The organism is Paenibacillus sp. FSL P4-0081 (genome assembly GCF_000758565.1).
Classification (GTDB): Bacteria; Bacillota; Bacilli; order Paenibacillales; family Paenibacillaceae; genus Paenibacillus_AQ; species Paenibacillus_AQ phytohabitans.
Genome location: NZ_CP009280.1, coordinates 3,163,818 through 3,188,527, shown reverse-complemented (window position 1 = coordinate 3,188,527; position 24,710 = coordinate 3,163,818). Strand labels below are relative to the sequence as shown.

At 51.6% G+C, this 24,710-nt stretch carries 23 protein-coding genes; 4 read left to right on the top strand and 19 right to left on the bottom strand.

Annotated features, from left to right (window positions below; all coding sequences use genetic code 11):
* Nucleotides 1–229 precede the first annotated feature (229 nt).
* Genes P40081_RS13135 through P40081_RS13115 form a run of 5 tightly spaced genes read right to left on the bottom strand, consistent with a single transcriptional unit; the run spans nucleotide 230 to nucleotide 2,791 of the window.
* Nucleotides 230–1,000 carry an ABC transporter permease gene (locus tag P40081_RS13135; protein ID WP_042135981.1) on the bottom strand — a complete coding sequence of 257 codons (771 nt, stop codon included), beginning with the start codon at nucleotides 998–1,000 and terminating at the stop codon, nucleotides 230–232.
* Between the two features lies 1 nt (nucleotide 1,001).
* Complete coding sequence (locus P40081_RS13130) at nucleotides 1,002–1,760, bottom strand: ABC transporter ATP-binding protein (RefSeq protein WP_042135980.1); 759 nt, start codon at nucleotides 1,758–1,760, stop codon at nucleotides 1,002–1,004.
* 24 nt (nucleotides 1,761–1,784) lie between these two features.
* On the bottom strand, nucleotides 1,785–2,126 hold the full coding sequence (locus P40081_RS13125) for a DUF1048 domain-containing protein (protein ID WP_042135978.1): 342 nt from the start codon (nucleotides 2,124–2,126) through the stop codon (nucleotides 1,785–1,787).
* A gap of 12 nt (nucleotides 2,127–2,138) precedes the next feature.
* Entirely contained in the window at nucleotides 2,139–2,486 is a 348-nt protein-coding gene (locus P40081_RS13120) for a DUF1048 domain-containing protein (protein WP_042135976.1), read from the bottom strand.
* Nucleotides 2,483–2,791, bottom strand: a complete 309-nt coding sequence (locus tag P40081_RS13115; protein ID WP_269323273.1) for a PadR family transcriptional regulator — start codon at nucleotides 2,789–2,791, stop codon at nucleotides 2,483–2,485. Before P40081_RS13115 ends, P40081_RS13120 begins: the two co-directional genes overlap by 4 nt.
* 214 nt (nucleotides 2,792–3,005) lie before the next feature.
* Here P40081_RS13115 and P40081_RS13110 point away from each other — a divergent pair, with 214 nt between their 5' ends.
* Nucleotides 3,006–3,557 (top strand): dihydrofolate reductase family protein, encoded by a 552-nt coding sequence (locus P40081_RS13110; RefSeq protein WP_042135972.1) that lies wholly within the window; start codon nucleotides 3,006–3,008, stop codon nucleotides 3,555–3,557.
* A gap of 21 nt (nucleotides 3,558–3,578) precedes the next feature.
* Here P40081_RS13110 and P40081_RS13105 read toward each other — a convergent pair whose 3' ends face one another.
* Nucleotides 3,579–4,598, bottom strand: coding sequence for a GGDEF domain-containing protein (locus tag P40081_RS13105; protein ID WP_197074354.1), 1,020 nt, complete (start codon nucleotides 4,596–4,598; stop codon nucleotides 3,579–3,581).
* A gap of 284 nt (nucleotides 4,599–4,882) precedes the next feature.
* Between P40081_RS13105 and P40081_RS40030 the strand changes: the two genes are divergently transcribed.
* Complete coding sequence (locus P40081_RS40030; protein ID WP_052421807.1) at nucleotides 4,883–5,557, top strand: excalibur calcium-binding domain-containing protein; 675 nt, start codon at nucleotides 4,883–4,885, stop codon at nucleotides 5,555–5,557.
* A 95-nt stretch (nucleotides 5,558–5,652) separates the two neighbouring features.
* On the opposite strand, the gene hflC is transcribed toward P40081_RS40030, so the two are convergent.
* The 7 genes from hflC to sbnA all read right to left on the bottom strand — a co-directional run bounded on the left by hflC (nucleotide 5,653) and on the right by sbnA (nucleotide 14,949).
* The gene (gene hflC / locus P40081_RS13095; RefSeq protein WP_042135968.1) at nucleotides 5,653–6,519 is read right to left on the bottom strand and encodes a protease modulator HflC; all 867 of its coding nucleotides are present in this window, start codon (nucleotides 6,517–6,519) and stop codon (nucleotides 5,653–5,655) included.
* The gene (gene hflK / locus P40081_RS13090; protein ID WP_081970485.1) at nucleotides 6,516–7,538 is read right to left on the bottom strand and encodes an FtsH protease activity modulator HflK; all 1,023 of its coding nucleotides are present in this window, start codon (nucleotides 7,536–7,538) and stop codon (nucleotides 6,516–6,518) included. Before hflK ends, hflC begins: the two co-directional genes overlap by 4 nt.
* 143 nt (nucleotides 7,539–7,681) lie before the next feature.
* Nucleotides 7,682–8,788 (bottom strand): GerAB/ArcD/ProY family transporter, encoded by a 1,107-nt coding sequence (locus tag P40081_RS13085; protein ID WP_042135966.1) that lies wholly within the window; start codon nucleotides 8,786–8,788, stop codon nucleotides 7,682–7,684.
* Nucleotides 8,785–10,047 (bottom strand): Ger(x)C family spore germination protein, encoded by a 1,263-nt coding sequence (locus P40081_RS13080; protein WP_042135965.1) that lies wholly within the window; start codon nucleotides 10,045–10,047, stop codon nucleotides 8,785–8,787. The genes P40081_RS13085 and P40081_RS13080 overlap by 4 nt, the downstream gene beginning before the upstream one ends.
* A 23-nt stretch (nucleotides 10,048–10,070) precedes the next feature.
* Nucleotides 10,071–11,582, bottom strand: a complete 1,512-nt coding sequence (locus P40081_RS13075) for a spore germination protein (protein ID WP_042135963.1) — start codon at nucleotides 11,580–11,582, stop codon at nucleotides 10,071–10,073.
* Between the two features lie 74 nt (nucleotides 11,583–11,656).
* Complete coding sequence (locus P40081_RS13070) at nucleotides 11,657–12,622, bottom strand: ornithine cyclodeaminase (RefSeq protein WP_042135962.1); 966 nt, start codon at nucleotides 12,620–12,622, stop codon at nucleotides 11,657–11,659.
* A 20-nt stretch (nucleotides 12,623–12,642) separates the two neighbouring features.
* On the bottom strand, nucleotides 12,643–14,949 hold the full coding sequence (gene sbnA / locus P40081_RS39915; protein WP_331281718.1) for a 2,3-diaminopropionate biosynthesis protein SbnA: 2,307 nt from the start codon (nucleotides 14,947–14,949) through the stop codon (nucleotides 12,643–12,645).
* Between the two features lie 73 nt (nucleotides 14,950–15,022).
* On the opposite strand from sbnA, the gene P40081_RS13055 reads away from it, so the two are divergent.
* Entirely contained in the window at nucleotides 15,023–15,862 is an 840-nt protein-coding gene (locus tag P40081_RS13055; protein WP_042135960.1) for a YheC/YheD family protein, read from the top strand.
* A gap of 46 nt (nucleotides 15,863–15,908) precedes the next feature.
* Here the strand turns inward: P40081_RS13055 and P40081_RS13050 are convergent, their stop codons facing one another.
* The 5 genes from P40081_RS13050 to P40081_RS13030 form a co-directional block, all read right to left on the bottom strand.
* Entirely contained in the window at nucleotides 15,909–16,616 is a 708-nt protein-coding gene (locus P40081_RS13050; protein ID WP_042135958.1) for a response regulator transcription factor, read from the bottom strand.
* The gene (locus P40081_RS13045; RefSeq protein WP_042135956.1) at nucleotides 16,591–18,342 is read right to left on the bottom strand and encodes a sensor histidine kinase; all 1,752 of its coding nucleotides are present in this window, start codon (nucleotides 18,340–18,342) and stop codon (nucleotides 16,591–16,593) included. Before P40081_RS13045 ends, P40081_RS13050 begins: the two co-directional genes overlap by 26 nt.
* A 99-nt stretch (nucleotides 18,343–18,441) precedes the next feature.
* The gene (locus P40081_RS13040; protein ID WP_052421805.1) at nucleotides 18,442–20,013 is read right to left on the bottom strand and encodes an extracellular solute-binding protein; all 1,572 of its coding nucleotides are present in this window, start codon (nucleotides 20,011–20,013) and stop codon (nucleotides 18,442–18,444) included.
* Nucleotides 20,014–20,045: 32 nt separating this feature from the next.
* The gene (locus P40081_RS13035) at nucleotides 20,046–20,927 is read right to left on the bottom strand and encodes a carbohydrate ABC transporter permease (protein ID WP_231575347.1); all 882 of its coding nucleotides are present in this window, start codon (nucleotides 20,925–20,927) and stop codon (nucleotides 20,046–20,048) included.
* Between the two features lie 17 nt (nucleotides 20,928–20,944).
* On the bottom strand, nucleotides 20,945–21,928 hold the full coding sequence (locus P40081_RS13030; RefSeq protein WP_042135954.1) for an ABC transporter permease: 984 nt from the start codon (nucleotides 21,926–21,928) through the stop codon (nucleotides 20,945–20,947).
* A 211-nt stretch (nucleotides 21,929–22,139) separates the two neighbouring features.
* On the opposite strand from P40081_RS13030, the gene P40081_RS13025 reads away from it, so the two are divergent.
* Complete coding sequence (locus P40081_RS13025) at nucleotides 22,140–22,973, top strand: AraC family transcriptional regulator (RefSeq protein ID WP_042135952.1); 834 nt, start codon at nucleotides 22,140–22,142, stop codon at nucleotides 22,971–22,973.
* 508 nt (nucleotides 22,974–23,481) lie between these two features.
* On the opposite strand, the gene P40081_RS13020 is transcribed toward P40081_RS13025, so the two are convergent.
* Complete coding sequence (locus tag P40081_RS13020) at nucleotides 23,482–24,162, bottom strand: hypothetical protein (protein ID WP_042141040.1); 681 nt, start codon at nucleotides 24,160–24,162, stop codon at nucleotides 23,482–23,484.
* Nucleotides 24,163–24,710: the final 548 nt, after the last annotated feature.

Genomic DNA, 24,710 nt, shown 5'->3' with positions numbered 1-24,710 from the left:
TTTGGGGCGATATGTGAGGGGAAATGTTGTATTCTGTGCAGGATTTCATGACAAGTCATCAGAAATCAGCCACAGAAAGCAGATGAATTGGTAAAACCGCAGCTAAGGCGCCGAAGAACACCAGCAATTGAAACGCCGGGACAATACCTAGCCCGCACATAAAAATGGCACCTGTCCCGGAAGGTCCGGGAAGGCGCCATGCTTTTAATATCAGAAACCGGGCAGCCGTTCACGCCGCCTTCCGTTTGTATACGCGCATCGCAAACAGATATGCGGCAACCAGTATCCCCAGGCACCAGGCAAGTGCAGTCCAGATGTCATGTCCGGCAGGCTGCCCCGCCAGCAGGGCGCGGATAGTCTCCACTATGGAGGTCACCGGCTGGTTCTCGGCAAAGGCGCGGACAGCCCGCGGCATAGTTTCAGTAGGCACAAATGCGGAGCTGATGAAGGGAAGGAAGATTAGCGGGTAGGAAAAGGCGCCTGCGCCGTCTACCGATTTGGCGGACAGTCCGGCAATCGCCGCGATCCAAGTCAGGGCCAGCGTGAACAGTGCGAGTATACCGGCCACGGCAAGCCATGATAATACGCCAGCCGGAGAGCGGAAGCCCATAAGGAGCGCTACAAGAATGATGACGGCAACCGAAATCGCATTGGACACGAGTGAGGTCAGCACATGCCCCCAGAGCGCCGCCGAGCGCGCAATCGGCATCGAGTGGAACCGTTCGAAGATGCCGCTCTGCATATCCATGAACAGCCGGTAGGCCGTATAGGAGATGCCGCTGGCAATTGCAATCAGCAGGATGCCGGGCAGCAGGTAATTCACATAGTTGTCCGTGCCGGTCTGAATGGCCCCGCCGAACACATAAACGAACAGCAGCAGCATGGCAATCGGAGTGATGGTGACTGTGATGATGGTATCCAGGCTGCGGATAATATGGCGCATGGAACGTCCAAGCATAACGCTCATATCACTGAAGAAGTGTCTCGCTGTCATTTCCATTTTACTTTCCCTCCATATTACCGGTGATGGCAAGGAATATCTCTTCTAATGTGGGTTGTTTCTCCACGTACTCCACCTTGTCAGGCGGAAACAGCTTCTTCAGCTCCGTGAGTGTGCCGCTCGCAATAATCCTGCCCTCATGCAGAATAGCGATTTGATCGGCCAGCTGTTCGGCCTCCTCCAAATACTGCGTGGTCAGAAATACAGTCGTGCCCTTAGCGGCAAGCTCTTTGACTGTCTTCCAGACTTCGATCCGCCCTTCGGGGTCAAGTCCGGTGGTCGGCTCGTCGAGGAAGATAAGCTGCGGTTCTCCCACAAGGCTCATGGCGATGTCGAGCCTCCGGCGCATCCCGCCTGAATAGGTTGATACTCTGCGGCTCCCGGCTTCAGTCAGGCCGAACCGCTTCAATAGATCGTCTGCTAGCTGAAGCGGATGGTTCAGGTGCCGGAGCCTGGCGATCATGATCAGATTCTCCCGCCCGGTCAATATCTCATCCACGGCAGCAAATTGTCCGGTCAGGCTGATCGACTGGCGTACATGATCAGGCTTCGATGCGACATCAAAGCCGTTTACGGTTGCACTTCCCCCATCCTGTTTCAGCAGCGTAGTTAGGGTTCTGACAATTGTTGTCTTCCCCGCACCGTTGGAACCGAGCAGAGCGTAAATTTCGCCGCTCCGCACCTCAAAGTCGACGCCCTTCAGAACTTCTATATTATTGAAGGACTTTCGCAGACCTTTCACTTCAATGGCATTGCCCATTTCTGCTTCCCCCGTTCACTTTGTTTAGTCCGTTGCCTTTTTCATGGCCTTGGCTACTTCCTGGTCCACAGATTCCTGATAGAGATCAGCGTAGGTTTTGGAATCTTTGATGAGGTCGTCGCAGAACGCCGCTACGTCATTGCCCGTCACTTCGAGCACCCCTTTCCCCAGTGCAGCGCCCTCCTCAAAAAGATCGACAATCCCCGAGAGCAAGCCATTCCCCTCCGTCAGCTCCACAGGACCGACCTTAAACAGATATTTTTGCAGCTCTTTATAGACAATCTGGTAATCCTGCGGCAGTGCTTTGACACGCGCAACATGCGCCCGCCACTCTTTTTTCCCCTCGATCATATCCCGTATTTTCATTGTATCCTCCTCCTACTTCCCTAATTTCCGGGCAATATTATCATTAAGCTGCTGGCGCCACTTGTCGCGGTAAGACTTTGCCCCTTCTTCACCCGCCAGCGCTGAACAGAAGCCCCGGATATCATCACCTAATACCTCCCGGGCATTCTGGCCGTCCGCCGCCGTTTCTTCCAGCAGGCCAAGCACACCGTCAAGAATGGGCATGAGGTTACGGCCGGTGAAATCAGAATGCGGCCAAAGCTCGGCTTTAATTTTTTCCCAGGCCGTCTGATAATCAGGCGGGAGCTTTTTTACCCGCAACTCAAAAGCCTGGAATTCTTTGGTCATATCTCTGCCGGTGATCTTATCCCAAAAATTCATTGATTTCTCTCCTTTAACTCGTTCATTTTGGATGATACAAACTCCCATTTCCCCCAAAACTTCTGCAGCTCCTCACGCCCCGCATCATTCAGCGCGAAGAACTTTCGCGGCGGCCCCATATCCGAAGGTTTCTTAGTGGTATCGACCAGCTGGCTTTTCTCAAGCCGGATCAGGATGGTGTACACCGTTCCCTCTACAACATCGGTGAAGCCGAGGGCATTCAGCTGCCTTGTGATTTCGTAACCGTAGGTTTCGTTGCGGCTTATAATTTCAAGGACACAGCCCTCAAGTACGCCCTTGAGCATTTCTGTCAGATTATCCAGCACAATTCCTCCTCACTACTCTGTATGACTGGTATTCAGTATTACTTACTACCACTACATAGTAACACATAGTAGCAGATTGTCAATAGCTGTTAATCTGATAATTATGCTAAAGGGCGGATTTGTTTAATCCCCCCTCGTCCGTTAAACTAAAGCTGTATTTAGCGGGCTAAAATGTAACATAAGGAGGCTGCATATGGGACGTGTAATTCTGCAGATGAATGTGACACTGGACGGTTGCTGCGACCACACGCAGGTGATAGCGGATGAGGAGCTCCACCAGTATACGGCGGATTTGATGGACCAGGCCGATGGCCTGCTTATGGGACGTAAAATCTACCAGCTGATGGAAGGCGCTTGGCCAGCCATTGCTATTAGCGGTGAAGGACCCCAATTTATGGTCGACTTTGCACATAAGCTCGACCGGAAACCCAAGTATGTCTTCTCGCGGACGCTGGATCACTTGTCGTGGCAGAACTCTTTTTTGCTAACGGGGACCGTATTAGAGGAAGTGCAGCAGCTTACGGCAGAAGGAAAGAGCCTGATCGTTAACGGCGGTCCCGGCCTGGGCTCCACTCTGGCAGGGCTAGACTTGGTGGATGAATATCACTTCCTGGTACAGCCAATTGTTGCCGGACACGGTCCTAAGTTATTGGGGGAAATCCGTGACCGGCTGGATCTGAAGCTGAGCGGAACCACAACCTTCGGCTCCGGCGTCGTGGTGCTCCACTATACGCCCGTCCGTTAACCGCCTGACTGATCACCGAGTTTATGTAAGACGCGCTTCAGCATAGCATACCTGGTTTCTGCCTTTTCCTTTAGCCTCATATAGAGCTTCGTCGGCTTTCTCCAGCATTTCTGCCGGGGCAGATTCCGGAAAAGAAGAAACCCCTACAGAAATCGTTATCCTTAGCTGGGACTGGTCAGGGAGTACAAAGATGCTGTCTTGAACCGAGGAACGCAGCTTCTCGGCAACCGTCATGCCCTTATCCGCCGTACACCGCAGAAGCAGAACCGCGAACTCTTCCCCTCCTTTGCGCGCACAATAATCGCGTATACGGATACCGGACTGGAGAATATCAGCGAGTTTGGACAGGACCACATCTCCGGCCGCATGCCCGTATGTATCATTAACAACCTTGAAATGATCGATATCTATTAACAGCAGAGAGAACGGTTCATTCTGGAGCGCGCTTATTTCCGCCGTTTTTTTGAAAATCAGATTAAAGGACCGGGGATTATGGAGTCCCGTAAGAAAATCCCGCTCTGCCGCCTCTTTAAACATTTCTAATGCGTCATGGGATTTCTCCAGGTGGTTAATGAGCAGATAATTAAACAGGCATGCCATGAAACAGATCATGTCAAATAAAAGAATCGTGCCTATGTTAGTCCAGCCTACCAGCGGAAGCAGTATACAGGTGGAGAGTATGACCATACCGCAAGCTGCAGCCAGCCACCGGTAAAATGCGGGGATTTTAAGCGAAAAAGCAAAAACGCCCACCAGAAAAGTAATCACGATATTTACAACACCCAACAGGGTCGCTTCATTAATTTGACCAAGGAAAAAAAGCCGGAACAAAGCAATTAAACTTGTCGAAATCATCCCGGTAACAGGCCCGCCAAGATATGTGGATGCCAGGATTGAGACTTGCCGGAAGTCTATAATGGTGCCATCGCCTAAAGGAAAAGCAAAATACAGCTGAACAATGCCAAACAGTCCAAACCCGATTCCGTATAAAGCATGTAATTGAAGCTTGGAGAACGCCCGCTTTCCTTTTAAGAGGGCCAATATCATATCCCCGAAAAAGATAAACGTAGTAAGCAATGAAAAATTGATGAGCAAATTAACAAGCATAACATACCCCTTACAAAATAAGTGATATCCCCTTTGATTCTATAGGGATAGTTGAAGACACCCCATCAGTATAGCATGTACATTCGTGTAATTCTCTATCAAAATAACCCCCAAAATCGTTTGCATTTTTGTCGAAAGATGGGGTCGTTTTATATAGAAAAAACTTCCTTTAATTGTTAAACTAATTGGAGTCAACTAATACATTAAAGGGGTTTATTATGTCACGTTCAAAAAAAGCTCTCATCATTAGTGCAATTGTTATTTTGTTTGAAATCCTCCTGCTATTATCCTTCCCTTTTCTTGTAGTAATCGCCTTCAATTTCCTTTTCCTTGCCCTCGCCGCCATCCCTGTCTGGTTATTCGGAATGATCTTCCCTCAAAAAGTGATCTGGTGGGGGAATGAGGATAACCGTAACCGGAAGAAGGTTTCAAAGTACGCAGGTATTCAGCTGCTCCTTTGTTTCATTATTGCAATCGTTATTATTCCCAAAACCGAAGATCAGACTTTAAGCGCCGCAGCCCCCTCACCTTCACCAGCTCCTGCGGCCACTACGAAGTCTGTTGTAACAGAGGAGCCGGGTGTCTCAAGAAATACACTTGCCTCCATTCCCACACAGAAACCTGTTCCAACTAAGAAACCCGTTACCACAACCAAACCCAAAGCCACCAACAAACCCGTCACCACAACCAAGCCCAAGGCCACCAACAAACCCGTCACCACAACCAAGCCCAAGGCTACCAACAAACCTGCGGCCACTAAAGCACCTGTCCAGGATGTATATTACAAGAATTGTGATTCTGTTCGGGCGGCAGGAGCTGACCCCATCCGTGCCGGAGAACCAGGGTACTCGCGCAAACTGGATCGGGATGGTGACGGCGTAGGCTGTGAATAAAAATAGGTGAATACACTCAGCAGCATATCAAAGAGGCCCATGCGCAAACCGCATGGGTCTCTCATATTTACATCCCGCCAATAGATCAGATGAGGTTATTGCCCCATCAATATTTTGGCATATGGCGAGTCAATCGGTATCATAATAACCGGCTCATTCTTCAGCGTGGTCACATAACTCTCCAGCGTACGATAGAAGCTATAGAACTCGGGAGACTTTCCATAGGCCTGGTTATAGATTCTGGCGGCTTCCCCTTCTCCTTCAGCAATGATTTTCTTAGAATCGGCTTCGGCCTGGGCCATCAGCTCTCTTGAGGAGCGGTCGGCCTTGGAGGTTATTTTCTTGGATTCCTCGTCACCTTCGGACAGATAACGCGCGGCAATGGACTGGCGGTCCGATATCATCCGGTTGTACACACTTTGTTTGTTCTCCTCCGGCAGATCCGTACGTTTGATCCGTACGTCAATCACTTCAATCCCGTAATTATCACGGGTTAAGGCGGCAATGACATCATTGGTGATCTCATCGTTAATATTGCCCCGTCCGGTGTCTTCACTGATAATATTCTCATAATTGACTTCCGACAGCTTGCGCCGCACGGAGTTATATACCGCTTCATCAATACGCTGAATCCCGCCGCCTACCGATTGTACGGTTCTCAGGAATTGCGAGGCATTGGTAATTCTCCAGACGGTATAGTTATCAACCACAATCGGCTTCTGGTCCTTCGTCAGAATGCTGGTGGGTGAGCTTTCGTACGTCATCTGATACTTGGGGAGAGCTGAGACATTCTCGATAAAAGGGATTTTCAGCCTCAGTCCAGGCTCCTCAACGGTACGCATCGCTTCACCGAAGCGCAGGACTACCTTGTATTCACCCTCCTTCACTACATACATAGAGCCTGCAAGCAGAATAGCTAGAACAATAGTTGATATCAGTCCGATAATCTGGTTTCTTGTCACTCTGCATCTCCTCCTTGCGGCGTGGCCGAAGCTGCCGGGCTAACCGGAGTGCTGCGCATCAGCTCATTCAGCGGCAGATAATTCACAGTATCGCTATCCGAGTTGGTAATGAAGATTTTGGCGCTAGGTAATATAGTCTCCAGTGTCTCCAGAATCAACCGGCTTTCGGTTACGCTCTTATTGTTGCTGTATTCGGCAAATATGGCGTTAAACTGGGCTACATCGCCTTGCGCATTCAGGATACGTGATTTCTTCTCGCCCTCGGCTCTCTCAATCAGCGCCTGCGCTTCACCGCGTGCCTTAGGGATGATATCGTTCTCATATTTCTTGGCGTTGTTAATCTTCGTGTTCTTCTCTTCACGGGCATTGGTAACCTCGCGGAAGGCTTCTTCTACCTGACCGCTCGGCGGCTCAATATCCTGGAATTTGATGTCAATGATCTGAATACCGGTGTTGTATTTCTTCTGCAGATCGACGAGCAGCACCCGCACCTTATCCTGAATAACCGTCTTTCCGTCTGTAATGGCATAATCCAGCTTCTCGGAACCAATGACCGCACGGATGGAGGAGCTGGCCGAGTTACGCAGAAATTTGTCCGGGTCATCAATGTTATACAGATAATTGCGGACATTGCTGATCTTCCACTGTACTACAGCATCGGCAGATACGATGTTCTCATCGCCTGTAATCATCATCGCCTCATCTTCAACGGCTACAGCTCCATCTGCCTCCTGGCGGTACCCGATATGTATCCGCTGGGTCAGCTCCGCAGGCACCGTTATCACTTCCTGTATTGGATAAGGCCATTTGAAATGAAGTCCTGCCGAGGACTCGTTGGTGTATTTGCCGAAGGTCAGGATAGCTGCACGTTCCTGCTCCTGCACGGTATAGAATGAAGTTGCGCCAATATAAATCAACACAGCGGCAGCGGCTACCCCTAGTCCAATCTTCTTGTACATTCCCGGTTTCAGCTCGGGAAGCTTGCGTCCCGGGATCGGATTATTCCCATCCCCATTCATGAAATTCAAGATGCATCGCTCCTTTTTACATATTTAAGTCTATATAGAGATACATATACGTAAATAAAACAAAAAAGTCGCAAATTTCGCGACTTTGTTCAATCTTATTGGATTTTACTGCGTTTCTCTTCTTCGCAGTAAGACTAGCGCCGGATATCTGTATGAAAGTTTGCTTTTACAGCAGAAACCAGCCACAGGAATAGCGGAATTCCGATCATATTCACAGGCAGCACATAACGGATCCATACCCCTTTCAGCAGCAGCCCGGCCGGAGGATTCAGAATGATCACCAGCATGGTGAGGATAAACGAGACTGCGGCTACGATCAGGGATATTTTTTTCCAGCTGCCGGTCTTGCCGGTCCACTGGGCCACGCCATAGCTGGTAATGAACATATAGATGGACAGCTTGACAAATATGCAGACCAGCCACACCGCCATCACAAATATATCCATATTCTGAATAAACTCCATCAGATAGACCAGCTTGACCATCTCAAAAAAAGGAAATTGCAGCCTTCCGCTTACAGCCGGACCGAAGGTCATAATGACCCACAATACGCCAAACAGCAGCATTACCGAGGATAAGGCCACTCCCAGCAGCACCGCTTTTCGGGTTCCTTTGCCGGGATGCTCCACAAAGGGAAACAGCATCATGAGCAGAACGGATTCGCCCAGCAGCGAGACCGGTGCCAGGGCCCCTTGCAGGATTGGTCCCGGTCCGGTATCTGCATATACGGGCAGCAGCATCGGCGCATTGAGATTATTGATGGTGAGCGCAAAGGTGAGCGCAAGAATAATCATCAGAATCGGCCCCCACAGCTCACTGACTCTGCCGATGGCTTCAATGCCTCCATGATAGACCGTGTATATAACTACGCCCAGCATCGTTCCGATGACTACCCAGGCAGGTGTTTTATAGAGGACACTCAAGCGTATGAACAAGAATTCATCGCGCAGAATGAGACTGATCACCCAGAACCATTGGAGAATGAACGGAATGACAATCAGCTTGCCGCCCCATTTTCCCAGAATAGTCACACTGTACTCTATCAAGGTCTGCCGGGGATACCGGGAGCTGAGCTTGGACGCAATATAGGTAATGGCCAGACCCGCGCCTCCAGCCAGAATGTAGGAAATCCAGGCGTCCTGCTTGGCATAAAGAATCGTTGCTGTCATCGAAATCAGCAGGTTGATCCCGATTTCCAGCATCATAATCATCCAGAACAGCTGCCGGTTGTTGATCTTCATTTCCCTTCACCGCCGTCTCTCGTTGGAAGCAGCGATTGTCCTGTCAGGCCTGTTCCGGTGAGGTTCAGCTTAACGGTAACGTCCATATCAATATCCGGAAAGATCGTGTCCCAATCCGCAGCAAGCTTCTTCCACTGATAAGGATGGCGGTGATGAATCGTATCTCCGAAACCGAAGATATCGCATTTGAAATCCTTCTGCACTTTGGTTAAGACTTTCTTAATCCTCGCTTCAAGGTATTGATTCATCCGGGCTTCGACCTTTTGCACATTGTCCGGCCTCGAGAGATTCAGCGGTGAATTATTCTCTTCAATGAACCCTTTTCCCTCCAGCAGAATCCGGAATTTGGGCAGAGCTCCGGTCATAACCGGCGTAATTTGACTCTTGAAGGTGTCCACATTAATGCTCACGGTCTTGCCTCTGGTTGCTCCAGAGAGGGCATCCGCTGCCGCTCCCCCCGGCTTGTCAGCATCAATAGAGTTGATAATTGTAGTGAAATTCCGGAAGGCCAGCCGGTTCGTAATCCAGAGTCTGACCCAGAATTCATCATAATTCAGATATCCCGCCAGCTTCAGCTTCTCATTAAAAACAGCCGCCCCGTATAAACTTAAGGTCGTCTGCGGCGGGCTGTCCTCCGGTGTCTTCTTGTCCGTATTTACTTCCGGAGTTCCAATCGAGAGTGCAGGCATGACGCCGCAACCGGTGCCATTGGCCATGATGAAGAAGTCCAGCAGTGAGCGGCTGATGGGTGCCCCGCTTTTCTCCTGAATCTTCTGCACGGCAATTGCCGGATTGGCTTCAAGCTGATAAGCAATGCTCATCGCCTCCTGCGCAGTCCCGCCCTTGACAACAAAAATATTCGACCGCGGGCGGACCATCGGGCTTCGGCCATACTCGTCCATGATGGAGAAGACCCCCTTCTCCGCCAGCTTCTCCCCGATGAAGATATTCCGCCGGTGTCCCGGAAACAGTACCCGCGAAAGCTTTCTCTGCATATTCTGTTCGGCATCCCTGTTGTTCTTGCCGAAGGCACTTTCGGTCATGAACCCGGATGTGCTGCTCTGTCCTCCGCTTTCCTGACCGCCTGATTTGGATACCAGCGGCAGCACAAGATTGGCCGTAGCCAGATATTCTCCGTTCTCCATCAAGTCCATGCCCCAGCCCAGGACAATTGCCTGGTCGTTCAATTCCTGACGGTCCCAGCAGCCGGTCAGAATCAGGGATAAGACGAGGAATACAGAGCTTATTTTCCTGAACATATGCCCCCGTCCCTTCCTGCCGGTTATTTGGTGCGTTTGGGGAACCGCTCAGTCTTGCCATTGGTCAGCCATGGCATCAGCCTGCGCATCTTATATTTGGGTGCACGTACAAGCACATCATTCAGATTCTCCATGGACAGCGGCGCATAAGGCGCCATATAAGGTATCCCAAACGGCTTCAGCGTCACCATATGCACCGAAAGCATAATCAGAAACAATACAATTCCATAGAAGCCGAGAATTCCGGCGGCAATGAGCAGAGGAAACCGGAGCATCCGGTAGGCAGCTCCCAGGTTATACAGCGGAAAAGCAAAAGAAGCGATCCCCGTCAGAGATACAATGATTACCATGGGTGTAGATATGATTCCCGCAGCTACTACCGCTTGTCCAATAACAAGGGCTCCGGCAATACTCACCGCAGGCCCTACCTGCTGGGGCAGCCTGATTCCCGCTTCACGCAGACCCTCGAAGATAAACTCCATAATCAGAGCCTCAAACACTGCCGGAAGTGGAACGCCTTCTCTGGCAAAGGCAATACTGACCACGAGCGGTGTAGGTACAACCTGCAGATGGTAAGTGGTCAATGCCACGTAAAGGGAAGGCAATAAAAGTGAAGTATGGACGAAGGTATATCTGATCCAGCGCACAAAGGTGGCATACATAAATCTGTCGGTATAATCATCTACAGCCTGCAGCCCGGACCAATAGGTCATTGGAACGATGAGCACAAACGGCGTGTTGTCCGTAATAATAATAACCTTGCCTTCCAGCAGGCTGGAGACCGCCACGTCGGGCCGCTCGGTATTCTGAATCTGCGGAAAAGGCGAGAATACGTTATCCTCAATGTATTCTTCGATATTGCTGGAATGAATGACCCCGTCAATTTGGATTTTTTGCAGACGGGCTCTCACTTCCTTGATCAGGCTCTCCTTGACGATCCCCTCCATATAGCCGATTACAATATCCGTTTCCGTGATACTGCCGAGTGTCATACTTTCCAGCTTCAGCTTGGAGGAGCGGATACGCCGCCGGAGGAGCGAGGTATTGGTCCGCAGCGTTTCCATGAATGCATCCCGCGGGCCACGGACGACCTTCTCCGAGGTAGCCTCCTCAATCGAACGTTTCTCCATCTTGATCAGACTGGCCACCATCGCAAAAGCGTTGCCCTCTGTGAAAATGACCGTCTCCCCGCGCAGTACGGCCTTGATGACTTCCTTCGTATCATAGACTATGCGGATTTGCAGCGTCGGAATAAAGACCTCCTTCAGCTCTGCCTCTCTGCCTTCATTGACCTTAGTGCTTCTGCGGAAATGCTCCAGCAGCGGCTGCAGCACAAATTCATCCACGGCATGCGTATCGCACATCCCGTCCACATAGATCAGTGTTGCCCGGTTGGTCCCGTCAATGCTGCAATTCCGGTACATAATATCGGAGCAGCCCAGAAACTCCAGCTCCATCCGTTCTACGTTGAACGCAAGATCCGGATATAATCTCTCTGGCTCATTATGCTCTTTGGCTGTTTGTTGTTGTTCCATGCGGCATCCATCCCCCTCCTGTTGGTATTTGCTGGAGGGGACGAAATTATGCATAGATCCAGGACATTCACCGTTTAAGCCAGCTCAGTCCCAATCCCCATTTCTCTCGCCTTTTTAACATAATGCACCGCCACAGCGATATCAAAAACAGCCATGCCCATCGGACAGAAGAGGATTGGATCATCGGCGGCGAATGTACTGAGACTGCGGCGGCAGACGACATCGGCAAGCGTCTGTGTTCCGGAACGGGTCAGCCCCTGTTCCAGGTGAAGCTGCTCGATATCCGTATTCTCCCGGCATACTTCCTCCCAGTCGTCTACGATGATCGCTTTCAGTGAAGCCAGCGCCTCCGGCTTGTAATCACGCAGTGAAACATTCAGCAGCAGCATGCCTTTGGCGGGGGGAATATCAATATACCGCTGATCGGACACTGTACAGGTGATGAGAATATTAGAATACAAGTAGACATCCGCCCACGTCTCTGCCACTTCCATACGCTCCATGTATGGAGATGGAATTCCTGACAAGTCTGCTCCCCGTATATCGTAGATACGGACCCGTTCAATCCGGTCACCGAACAGAGCCATAGCCATCTGACAATGATGTTGCCCGATAGGCCCCCAGCCGATAATGCCAAGCTGAATCCGCTCCATTGAACGGCACTCCAGCACATGACGGATCATCAGCCCGCTGACAGAAGCCGTTCTGACGATGCTGGGAAGCGGCGAGTTCAGAATAGCTGTGGGCTGGCCCGTACCCTGGTCATTTAATACGATGATACTATGCGCACGCGGGAGACCCGACCTGATATTGTCAGGGAAGCTGGAAATCCATTTGATCCCGGCTGTATTGACATTCCCCCCGGCATAAGCCGGCATGGCAATGATCCGGTTACGGGGATTCTTGTACCTCAGGTAGGGCTTTACCGGCTGCACATAATCACCGGAATGGATGAGGTGCACCGCAGCTTCTGCTGATTCTGCAAGAGCAGCCCAATTCAGGCCCACTGCCCGCAGATCCTGGTCATTTAAGTACAGCAACCTGTCTCCTCCTTATGCGTTCAAGTTAGGAACTCTTCATCTGCTGGCGGCAGCTGCTGTCCGAACTGGCTCTGAACCCAGGAATCCGAGAATACCGTATCGAGATAACGTTCACCCTTATCATGCAGAATAGCGGCGCAGACAGCTCCGGGAGTGAGCTGCTGCTTCATCTGCCGGATGGCCGCAAGAACTGCCCCGGAGGACGCTCCGGCCAGAACCGATTCCTTCCGCGCAAGCGCGCGGCAGCCCTGAACCATATCGGAATCGGTAACATGCACAATATGGTCAATCAGATCTGTTCTGCAAAAAGGCGGCACAATGCCGGCACCAAGTCCAGGGAACCGCCGTTTCTCCTGATTGCCGCCAAAAATTGCGCTGCCCGCCGCATCAACAGCCACAATCCGGGTCTGCAGCCCGTTGTCCTTCACGTATTCTGCAAGCCCGCGGATCGTCCCGCATGTACTGACAGCACAGAACAGATAATCCACCTGTCCAAGCTCAGTCACGATCTCTTTCATGGTTGTATGATAATGGGACAGATAATTATTGGGGTTCGCATACTGGTTCGGCCAGTAGCTGCCCGGCACCTCCGCGAGCAGCTGCTGCACTCGCTTCAGTCTGGCCGGCAAAAATTCCCCTGTTTCGGGATCGGGACAGGCAACATAATCGATGGTTGCGTCCAGGGCCCTCAGAATCTGAAGATTCATCTCTGTCGTCCTGGAATCCACAACACTGATGAAGCTCATTCCCAGATATTTGCAGATCATAGCCAGGCTGATCGCCATATTTCCCGAACTTGATTCAATGATGACTGTACCCGGCCCGATGAGCCCTTCCTTCCAAGCCTCCCGGATCATCCACAGTGCCGGACGGTCTTTCGCGCTTCCTCCCGGGTTCATCAGCTCCATCTTCGCGTATACGCTGAACCCGCCTCGCGGAAACAGATGGTCCAGCCTGATCAATGGCGTCTTGCCGATGGCCGACAAGATACCGGTGTCCAGGTTCAGCTCTGCCCTGTCATTGACTCCATCCTTCTGATAATACAGCTTCTTGTTCTTCACCTGTCCGGTCTGGAGCTTCCCGTCCTCTGCTGCCAGAATGACGTCAATATCGTCAAGCAGATGATTGCGGATCATCAGACCGATTTCCGGAATGCATTCCCTGATTTCTTCCCTGATCGCCGGAACTGCGGATGGAACCGCAGATCTGCTCTGGATATACACAGTTAAAGCATTATTGCTGACCTGGACCCGGATCATTGCATCCTGGAGATGACGGTAGACCACCTGTTCAATATCGTAGATACTGATCTTCTCCCCGTGCTTCAGCTCGCGGCCCACCCGTTTGACGATAGATCCGAAGCTCTGCTTCTCCGTCCCGTCTATCTTCACTGTCCTGAAATCCCTTACGACATCATAGGTAACAAAACGGATAGCGGGCAGCAGCCTGCGGACAGCTGAGGTAAGCACCAGGATGCCTTCGCCAACTCCCAGAGGGTCCAGCCCTTCCCCTAATGCCTCAGTTCCGATGACTTCCGCAACAATTCCGTCAGCAAAGATATACCGGCCCAGATCATGCGAATAGTACGCGATTGTGCCGATTTCAATAGACCCGTACGTATCGGTAATGTCCTGCGGCTCAAGGCCGAACAGCCGGGCCATATTCCGCTGCCACTCCACTGTAGCGATCTCACCAACCAGAATGATCTTGCGGATTCCGAGCGAACGCGGATCTTCAGCAGCATATACGATATGGTCCAGAATAGAGGGCATCGTATACAGCAGGTCGGGCTTAAATGCCTGAATCCGCCCGATATGCTGCTCTATCGGCAGCTCGAAGGGGATTGAGCTGTTGACAAGTCCCAGCCGTTCGAAAATGGCCAGCGCCGTATTCGCAGCATGTCCGGTTCCCATATCGGCCAGCGCCCTAGTACATCCGCTTCCTGCAATCAACTCACCGAACAGCTTGGTTTTGATATTGATATAATGGGCGTCATCTTCTTCTGAGTAGACTATAGCCTTACGCCGGCCTGTACTTGTACCCGATGTCCGGTATACGGCGAGCGAAGCATCGGGTGAGCTGCTATAATAATGGGTTTCAAGAATGTCCGAGGTCATCAGGGGAAGGTTCTGCAGACTGTAATTCATAGTCTCACTGCTGCTAATAAGCCCCTTGTACCAGGGAAACTGCCCGATGACTTCAAGTACTTTATCCCGCCAATTGTCCATCAGCATCATGGATGCCTCCTGCTCCGGCTGCATGCCGCAGCCTCTTGGATTCACACCTTCAATAACATATGTAGCAATCTCCCGGTGTGTTCTGCCCATCACGTCTGCCCAATCAAAAGCCCGCTCTCTGCCGTACTATGGCCTATAAGAAGCTACCGGACGGAGGGTTGCGATGAAGAAGCAGATCAGCCGGATTTCCAGTAAACTGACGAAGACAAGAGTACTGGCGGAGAAGCCGGAATTAAAGAGGCATATCCCGGACACACGAAGAATGAGCCGGAGTGTTCTGCATGCAATGCTGCAGAAATACCAGATGGTATATATTAAGCCCTGCTGCGGCTCACTTGGCGAGGGGGTTATCCGGGTTGAACAGAGGACACCTGCAAGCCGGGGCAGCTCTGGCGGGAGAGATTCTGTCGTGACGCAAAAATGCACCTACCGCTATCAGGCAGGTACACGGGTGAGCACATTCGCTGATTATGACAAGGCATATCAAGCAATCATGGAGGAGACCGGAGGGAAATCCTATTTAGTACAGAAGGGTATCCGTCTTCTGACATACGGCGGGCGGCCGTTTGATATCCGCGTAATGGTGCAGCGCAATCCTCAGGGAAAGTGGGAAGCTACAGGAGCGGCAGGACGCGTCGCGCATCCGCAGAAGGTGGTTACGAATGGAAGTCAGGGCGGGACCATATATCCGGTCGAGGAACTGCTTGGCGTTCACACCAGCCTGAAGAAGCACAGCGCTCTGATTACGCAAATGAACGAACTTGGCGTGAAGTCTGCCATTCAGTTAAGCTCTGCCTATCCGGCGCTGAATGAAATCGGCGTAGATTTCGCCTTAGACCGGCGGCTTAGCCCATGGATTCTGGAAGTGAATACCGCCCCCGATCCCTGCCCGTTCACCAAACTGAAGGACACCCGTATGCTTGACCAAATGATCAGATACGCCAAAGCCTACGGCCGCACCTATAATCTGAAGTGCATGAAGGCAAAACGCGGGATGAGATGATAGCATGAATCCCGCATTCTGCTCGCCGCCCCTCCGGGCTAAGGCTTCAATGCGCCTCCCGGTAGGCACCCGGTGTACTGCCGGTATATTTCTTGAATACTTTATTGAAGTAATGCTTATTCTCATACCCGACCCGGCGCCCGATCTCGCTAACTGGCAGATCACGGTGGGCACTAAGCAGCTTTTGCGCTTCTTTGATCCGGGTGGCATTCAGATAATTCACAAACGTATCGCCGGTCACCTTCTTGAAGAGGTTGCTGATGTAGTTGGGATGAAGCTTCATCAGGTCGGCCAGATGATCGAGGGAAAGGTCGTTCATATAATTCATTCGGGTATACGCAAGAATCCGTTTGGCATGAGGAGGACAGTCCGTGCTGTCCATAGAGGGAAGATCCCGGTTCACTTGACTCAGCAGACGGGACACCTCCTCCTTGTCCACTGGCTTCAGCAGGTAGTCCACCACGCCGTAACGGAGCGCCCGGCGGGCGTATTCAAAATCATCATATCCCGTAAGAATAATGAAGCGCTCACATAAACCGTTCTCCTTGGCCTCCTCCATCATTTCAAACCCGTTTTTCTCCGGCATATGCAGATCGGTTACCGTAACATCCGGCATGTATTCCTTCATGATCCCAAGAGCCTCGAAGGCGTCGCCGGCCTCCCGGATTTCAGTTCCGACCGGCGCGGCTGCGCCAATCACCTTGACCAGTCCTCCAAGGATGATCGGCTCATCGTCTACTATTAAGATTCGCATGCTCGCTCGCCGCCCCTTTCGCTATGATAATAGTCAAGCAGGTACCCTTGCCCTCCTCACTCTCCAGAACCAGCCGGGAAGCTCCGCCATAGAACGATTTAATCCGCTCGCTGACGTTATACAGCCCCACGCCTCCTTCCGCCTCCTCCCGGGGCTTCACCTCATCTCCCTGGGATAACCGGCTGTGGATCTGCTGCAACCGGTCTTCGGGAATCCCTATGCCGCTGTCCGACACACTTATCCTGATCTCGTCCTCCGTCTCGGCGGCCTGAATGCGGATATGGACAGGCCGGAGCGTCACGGAGGCTCCATGGATGATGCTATTCTCGACCAGCGGCTGGAGGATGAACCTTGGACAGCTCATCTGCTCGGCAGCCACAGCGATATCGACCTCATAGGTCAGTCTCTTCTGCAGCCGCATTTTATGAATATTGAGGTAGAAGACCACAGTCTCAATCTCTTGGGAGAGGACCGTATGATCCTCTTGGGCGGACAGGCTGTACCGCATCAGCTTGCCAAACCAGTACGAGATTTCAGCCACTTCCTGGTCGTTGTTGGATTCCGCCAGCATCCGGATCGTCTCCAGCGTATTATAGAGGAAATGCGGCTTGATCTGGGCCTGAAGGACTTTGTAAGCGGCTTCCTTATTGCGCAGCTCCGCACGGTGGACATTGTTGATCAGCTCATCCATACGCAGGAGCATGGAATTATAAGTCTCGGTGAGGAAACTGATCTCATCCTTGCGGCCCGGCTTGTCTTCCTTGCTGATCGACTGCTTCAGATTATCATCATTCAGGTTGCGCATATGCCGGGCCAGCCGGAGGACGCGCTTAGTGATCGTCGCAGCCAGCGTGTAATAAGCAAAAGACAATAACGCCAGCAGGACGGCGAAGGTGGTAATCATCACGATCTCCTGGCTCCTGATCGAACGGAACACCTCGGATACCTTGCCGATCACGGCGACCCGGACACCCAGCTCCTGAATGAACAGCTGGTTGACGATGACCTTACGGTTGATGAAATACGTCTGCGACTCCTCCGATGCCATTCTTGCCCAGGTTGCAGGATCAACCGCCGAGGGAATGCCTTCCCTCTCCGGCGGCAGAAGCAGCGCGGTCCAATCCCCTCCGCCTGTCGCCCGGTAGAATTTGCGGATCAGCTCACTGCCGACCCGCAGCTCCAGCAGTCCGACAATCTCGGTAAAGTCATGATTATATATGTTCTGATAGAACACCAGCGGGGGTGCTTCGACCTTGGAGTCGGGGAGTATCCATTTGCCCTGTCCCGGCCGCAGCATACGGGTAGCCTCGGCACCCTGTTCATCCAGCGCTGATAGTTCGAGCAGCCGGTCAGTAATGGGCAGCACGCCTTGCTTGGTTATATAGATTCTGAACGTGTCGATCTCCGGACTGATATTAAGCGATTGCAGAATCACCGGATTAATATAACGGTTATAGGCATATATGCTCTCTGAGTCCGTCTCATAGCTGCCGTCCAGATAGTCAGTGACATACGGGTTGTACTGGAGCATCCGCTGGGTGGAATCGATCCGGGCCAGATCCGCCTTCATATTGGAATAGGCCTGCTCCAGTATCTTCTGACGGCTCTCCACAAACTGTCTGCTTACACTGTCATAGAGCTTGCTGTAATAATAATAGCCGAAGGTAACGACCGGAATAAAAATCAGCAGGATATATCCTAATATCATTTTGCGTACAATGCTCACGGCAGCCTGTCCCCCCCCGGTGCCCGACTTCTTTTTTTCTAATCCTACCATGAACATGTAAAACCCGGTAGAGACAGGTCTCTACCGGCAGGAATTCCCTTACTTGAATAATTCTTTTTTCTTCTGATAGGTTGTATTCGCCCAGTCGGTGAGCTTCTGCAGCCCTATGTTCTCTGCATTCTTCAGCATATTCTCATAGGCTGCCACTGCCGCCTCCTCCGATTCTGCCAGATAGATCTTGACCTTCTCATTCTTGACCATCTCGTCAATCTTCGTCTTGATGGTCTTCTCCTGTGAATCCGGCTGGGTCTGGATCAGCCCGATCTCCGGCTTATAGATTCTGACGGACTTCAGATCCATCAGCGCCTGCGTCTTCTGCAGCTCAGGAACATAAGACAGCATGCCCTCGGTAACCCCATCGTTATAGAGATACCACCACTTAATCCCGTTGCTGTTCACAAAATCGGCATCGGACGGATTATATTTGAAGTCGGGGTGGCCCTCTTCATTCCAGGTCCAGTGTACCCCTTCGACTCCGAACATCGTCAGCTTCTTACCCTCGTCGCTGGCCAGATACTGGATGAATTTGATGGAGGCCTCCGGGTCCCTATTCTTCTTGGTGATGAAGGTTCCGGAGAAGCCGAGTCCTGAGCTGACTACCTTGGCATCCTTCGACAATACGCTTGGCAGCATCTTGAAGGAGAAGTTCCCCTGATTGCTCTTGATCTTGATGTTATCGGTATCTGCGGTGGATACGGTATGGCTATGGGCGAAGGCTTTGCCGCCCGTAGCATATTGATCATCAATCTGGTCATTGGCCAGTGCGAAATTCTCAGCCAGGATATAGCCATTGCGGTACAGGCTATTCATGAACTTGAAGAAGTCCAGCATCTTGGGCTGCCTGATCGCATATTCCACCTTGCCGTCCTGTTCATACCAGCCGTCGAGCAGGGTCTCCGTACCGAACTGGGCCAGGAAATACTGTTCAATCCAGTCCTTGTCCATGATCAGCGGGACCATCTCGGGATATTTCTCCTTGACCATGCCCAGCACCTTGACGAAATCATCCAGGGTCTTGATCGGCGGATTTCCCAGCTCCTTCAGAATATCCTCCCGCACCGCGATGCCCGGGTTGCCGTCGCTGCCTAACGAATATTTACTATTCTTCATCTCCTCCTGGGTCGCAAAGGAATTCCGCACGGTATAGAACTTGCCGTCATCCATGGTATGGATGGCAATCCGGGTCTTGTCAATCTTGAAATCCGGCGCATATTTCTCAATCAGCTCATTCCAGGAATATGACAGCTTCGAGTCGGATAACCGGTCTATGTTGGAAGAGGTGAACACCAGGTCCGGCAGGTCACCGGAGGCAATCATCAGTGGAAGCTGCTTATCATCGGTAGCGACCGTAACCTTGAGCTTCACTCCCGTCTTCTCGGTAATCATGTCGGCGACCGGGCCCTTCCATTCCGTAACCGGGTACCACGACGCATCAATGAACAGGCTCAATTCCTTCACTTCCGCAGGTTTGGCCGGAGAATTCCGGCCTGCTGCTGCGTCCGGACTGACGGACGGGGCGACCTGGACGGCATTTCCTCCGCTGCCGCAGGCGGATAATACGGCAATTGAGAGTGCGGCTGCAACCATCTTGAAGCTTCTGCTTTTGTTCAAGCTAATCCCTCCATGATTGAATTAATAATGGTCTAACCTTTTACCGACCCCAGCATGATACCATGTACGAAATACTTCTGCAGGAACGGGTACACACAGATAATCGGAACAATGGACACGACCATTGAAGTGACCTGCAAGGAGAAGCTGGTGACACCCGCCGAGACACTGTTGGCTACCGCCAGCGAATCCATCGGAGAGTTGCTCTTGTTGATGACCTCCATCATGCGGAAGGCCAGCGTGCGCAGCTCTTCGGACTGGACGAAATAGGCTGAATCCAGCCAGGAATTCCATTGCCCGACCCCCATGAACAAGGCCATGGTCGCAAGCACCGGTGTTGAGACCGGCAGGATGATGCGGAAGAATATCGTAAGCTCGCCGGCCCCGTCTATATGCGCAGACTCTTTTAGCTCAGCAGGAATCTCGCGGAAGAACGAGATCGCAATGAGCAGGAAGAACGTGCTGAGCATGGACGGGATAATGTACACCGCAAAGGAATTAAGCAAGCCGAGTGAACGCAGCACCACATAATAAGGGATCAGTCCGCCGGAGAAGTACATGGCGAATACGATCACTGTGAAATAGACCTTGCTGAATAACAGATCACGATGGGACAGGCCGTAAGCGACGATGCTGGTGAGCAGCAGTCCGAGCAAGGTGCCGGAAACCGTACGCAGTACGGAGACCAGGAATGCCTTCACCCACTTGGGATCATCCATGAACACCCGGTAATTCTCCAGGGTAAAGTTCCGGGGCCACAGATACACACCGCCCAGCAGCGAGTCCGAGCCTTTATTGAAGGAAGCAATTAACACATAATAGAACGGATACAGCATCGTGAGCATAATAATGAACAATACCACATAGATCACGCTGTCAAAAACAAAATCCATCTGCCGCTGACTCTTCAGCACAGCCTTTCCTCCTCTCTCTAAAAAAGACTTGAGCCTGACACCCGTTTGGCAATATAGTTACTGGAGAATATCAGGGCTACCGAAATCACTGATTGAATTAAATCTATCGCCGCTGCATAGGAGAACCGCCCGTCGCTTAGCCCCACCCTGAATGCGTAGGTCTGGACAATCTCAGAGGTTGGATTATTGATACTGTTGCCGAACAGGTAGGCCTGCTCAAAGTTGGAGCCCACCAGTCCGCCGCCGAGAATACTTCCGATGGTCAACACCAGCACAACAACAATGGTTCCCTTCATTCCCGGAAGGGTGATATAGCGGATTCTTGCCAGCCTTCCGGCCCCGTCAATCTCTGCAGCCTCATAGAGGGAAGGACTGATCCCCGATATCGCCGCCAGAAAAATAATCGTCCACCAGCCCATCTCTTTCCACACCGCACTCCCTACCGCCAGCCCCCAAAAGTAATTCGGACTGGTCAGGAAGGCCAGCGGCTCATCCGTGAAGCCTATAGCCATCAACGCCTTATTGACCACACCGACATCGGCGGACAGGAAGGCATAGGATACGCCAACCACGACTACCCAGGAGATAAAATGCGGCAGATAGCTGATCGTCTGCACCAACCGCTTGAAGGCCATGTGCTTCACTTCATTCAGCATTATCGCCAGCAGAATCGGCGCCGGGAAGGCGAAGATGACCTTCAGCAGACTAAGGACCAGCGTGTTGCGGACCAGCTTGCCGAATTGATAATCATGCACGAATTCATCGAAATACTCCAAGCCGACCCAGTCACTCGTGAAGATCCCTTTAATCCCGCCGGAGATGCTGTAATCCTTGAAGGCCATCAGAATACCAAACATTGGAGTATAGGCGAAGATCAGCAGATAGATCATGCCCAACCCGACGAACAAATGCAATACCTTCTGTTTTTTGAAACGCTTCCATAAAAACGACCGCCGGCTTCCGCCGGTCCCGGGACTCCTAACCTGTGTTTGCAATTCCATATTCGCTCCTCCCTCGTACCTTTAGTTTACCTTCGAGCCCAGGGAGGGCGTAAGCCAACATTCTTAAGAAAGCGTTATCATTTTTACATGCGGTTATTGAACCGGCGTTGCTATCCATTTAAAGTGCGGTACCGGCTCAGCGATCTATCTTTATTCATCAGATTGCTTTACCCTAGTAGTATCATACTGTTGAAGGATACGGGTGCTGACTATGAACGCTAAGGAATACGGACTCAGCGAGGGTCCGCTGGTGAAGGGGAACGGGTATAAGCCACCCAATCTGCACAGATGGGGACCGGGCGTCCGTGATGTATATGCCCTGCATTATATCGTAAGCGGCAGGGGCTATTTGAAGACAAGCCAGGCGGTTTTTCCTTTGGAGGCCGGCGACAGCTTTGTGATTTTCCCGCAGATGGAGGTGTATTATTACCCTGATCCACAAGACCCGTGGGCGTATTGCTGGATTGAATGTGGCGGAACGGAGGCTTTGCGGTTACTGGACATGATTCATATATCACCGGATCACCCCGTTGTAACGGCTGCTCCGCAGGACCTCAAGCCCATGTTCGATAGAGTCGAGGCGAATGCAATCGAGCCGTATGAACGGGAGCGGTCGGATGCCGGATTTCGCCTGTTGTTAACCTATTACATGGAGTATTATCCAAGCGGACAGGCTTCCCTCAAGAAAGACTATGTAGGTTCAGCCAAGGCATATGTGGAGAGGAACTATTGGAAATCTGCCTTGTCGGTTCTGGATGTTGTAGATTATGTCAAAATCGAGCGCAGCTACTTGTTCCGGCTGTTCAAGAAAGAGACGGGCACCTCCATCTCAGGCTATCTCACCGCCTTTCGGATTCGGCGGGCCTGCGGGCTGCTGGGCGAGTCCCGGTTATCTGTGAAATCCTTGGCTTATTCGGTCGGCTACCACGACCCGCTGTATTTCTCTAAGATCTTCAAGAAGGTTACTTCTTACACGCCGTCACAGTACAGGAAGGTGTATAGGGAGGGGAATGTACTTCCTCCGGCGGATGGGGGTGGGGGGTGAGATTGGCGGATGCCTTGGTGGGCGCGGGGATAACTTACCTGTGCGGGTGAGCGATGTTGGTGCGGGTGCTAAGTTTTTCGCATACATTTGGCCCATACACCTCAGCACCGCCCAATGTGTTCGGTTTTTCGCATACAATTGGCACCTCAGCACCGCCCAATGTGTTCGGTTTTTCGCTTACATTTGGCCCACGTGCCCACGCAGCGTCCAATGTGTTCGGTTTTTCGCTTACATTCCGCTCGCACGCCCCCGCACTCCCCAATGTGTTCGGTTTTTCGCTTACATTCCGCTCGCACGCCCCCCGCACTCCCCAATGTGTTCGGTTTTTCGCTTACATTCCGCTCGTACGCCCCCGCACTGCCCAATGTGCTCGGTTTTTCGCTTACATTCCGCTCGCACGCCCCCGCACTCCCCAATGTGCTCGGTTTTTCGCTTACATTCCGCTCGCACGCCCCCGCACTCCCCAATGTGTTCGGTTTTTCGCTTACATCCCGGGTTGTACTATTCTTCAGACCAAATCCGGGCTTTGAATGGTACCTATGTACTCGTAGTATGTAACCCGTGGAGATATCCCTCTCGCTACAGGGCGAAATTTCCCCTTATCCACCAGCATACGGCTGTATTTAATAACTGTCGTGTTATGTAGCTCAAGTTCTCTCGCGGCATCACCCGGACGGAGGACACGGTGGTTACGGATGGCTAACCGCATCAGATCTCGTTCAATTCGAGAATAGGATTTGTCTTTTCTTTTATTAGCAGTTCCGGCCGACAAATAAGGAGCCAGAACGTTCCGCATTGTAGAGAGAACAAAAGGCGGATTGTCTTTCATCTCATCCAGCGAGATATAGAGAACCATGTAGTCCTGTGATTGCAGGAAGAGACCGCGATTCAAGTCCATCCGGTATTTGCTCCGGTCCGTGCCATGCGATCCATAATCCATAATCTCAAATGCAATACGCGAGGAACCGACCTTCCACAGTAAATCAATAAAATACGATCTCCCACGCCAGTCCTTAACTTCATATTCCGGATGGAGTCCCTGAAAATATCCAACAAGCGGCCACCACACATATTCCACGAATAAGCGGTTACCGTAGCTGTGTCCCCGCTTTAGCGCATCAAGGCGCTCCCCCTTTCTTCGTTTCAAATGATTGCTTAACCAATGGTCATGTTCTTCTGTAAATCCCACTCCAATTCCCCCGCTCTGCAATAAAATTAATCTCTAAACGCACAAAACCCCGCCGCCTTCTTAAAGAGAAGGGAGCGGGGCATTCTTTGCCACGTTTACTGCATCTATTACTAGTGTGCCACTTTTGGTCAGCGAACGCAAGATGAAGATCTCAGAAGACCTTATGGTCCAGCTACACAAGTTAATGTGTTCGGTTTTTCGCTTACATTCCGCTCGTACGCCTCTGCACTCCCCAATGTGTTCGGTTTTTCGCTTACATTCCGCTCGCACGCCTCTGCACTCCCCAATGTGTTCGGTTTTTCGCTTACACTCCGCCCACACGCCTCTGCACTGCCCAATGTGTTCGGTTTTTCGCTTACATTCCGCCCACACGCCTCCGCACTGCCCAATGTGTTCGGTTTTTCGCTTACATTCCGCCCACACGCCTCTGCACTGCCCAATGTGTTCGGTTTTTCGCTTACATTCCGCTCGCACGCCTCTGCACTCCCCAATGTATTCGGTTTTTCGCTTACATTCCGCCCACACGCCTCCGCACTGCCCAATGTGTT

Coding starts and splice junctions, on each gene's coding strand:
- P40081_RS13025 (WP_042135952.1), top strand. CDS start 22,140: ATGAACGCTAAGGAATACGGACTCAGCGAGGGTCCGCTGGTGAAGGGG.
- P40081_RS13110 (WP_042135972.1), top strand. CDS start 3,006: ATGGGACGTGTAATTCTGCAGATGAATGTGACACTGGACGGTTGCTGC.
- sbnA (WP_331281718.1), bottom strand. CDS start 14,949: ATGGGCAGAACACACCGGGAGATTGCTACATATGTTATTGAAGGTGTG.
- P40081_RS13135 (WP_042135981.1), bottom strand. CDS start 1,000: ATGGAAATGACAGCGAGACACTTCTTCAGTGATATGAGCGTTATGCTT.
- P40081_RS13085 (WP_042135966.1), bottom strand. CDS start 8,788: ATGAAGATCAACAACCGGCAGCTGTTCTGGATGATTATGATGCTGGAA.
- P40081_RS13130 (WP_042135980.1), bottom strand. CDS start 1,760: ATGGGCAATGCCATTGAAGTGAAAGGTCTGCGAAAGTCCTTCAATAAT.
- P40081_RS13050 (WP_042135958.1), bottom strand. CDS start 16,616: ATGCGAATCTTAATAGTAGACGATGAGCCGATCATCCTTGGAGGACTG.
- P40081_RS13120 (WP_042135976.1), bottom strand. CDS start 2,486: ATGAATTTTTGGGATAAGATCACCGGCAGAGATATGACCAAAGAATTC.
- P40081_RS13080 (WP_042135965.1), bottom strand. CDS start 10,047: ATGTTCAGGAAAATAAGCTCTGTATTCCTCGTCTTATCCCTGATTCTG.
- P40081_RS13125 (WP_042135978.1), bottom strand. CDS start 2,126: ATGAAAATACGGGATATGATCGAGGGGAAAAAAGAGTGGCGGGCGCAT.
- hflK (WP_081970485.1), bottom strand. CDS start 7,538: ATGAATGGGGATGGGAATAATCCGATCCCGGGACGCAAGCTTCCCGAG.
- P40081_RS13030 (WP_042135954.1), bottom strand. CDS start 21,928: ATGGAATTGCAAACACAGGTTAGGAGTCCCGGGACCGGCGGAAGCCGG.
- P40081_RS40030 (WP_052421807.1), top strand. CDS start 4,883: ATGTCACGTTCAAAAAAAGCTCTCATCATTAGTGCAATTGTTATTTTG.
- P40081_RS13115 (WP_269323273.1), bottom strand. CDS start 2,791: ATGCTCAAGGGCGTACTTGAGGGCTGTGTCCTTGAAATTATAAGCCGC.
- P40081_RS13075 (WP_042135963.1), bottom strand. CDS start 11,582: ATGGAACAACAACAAACAGCCAAAGAGCATAATGAGCCAGAGAGATTA.
- P40081_RS13055 (WP_042135960.1), top strand. CDS start 15,023: ATGAAGAAGCAGATCAGCCGGATTTCCAGTAAACTGACGAAGACAAGA.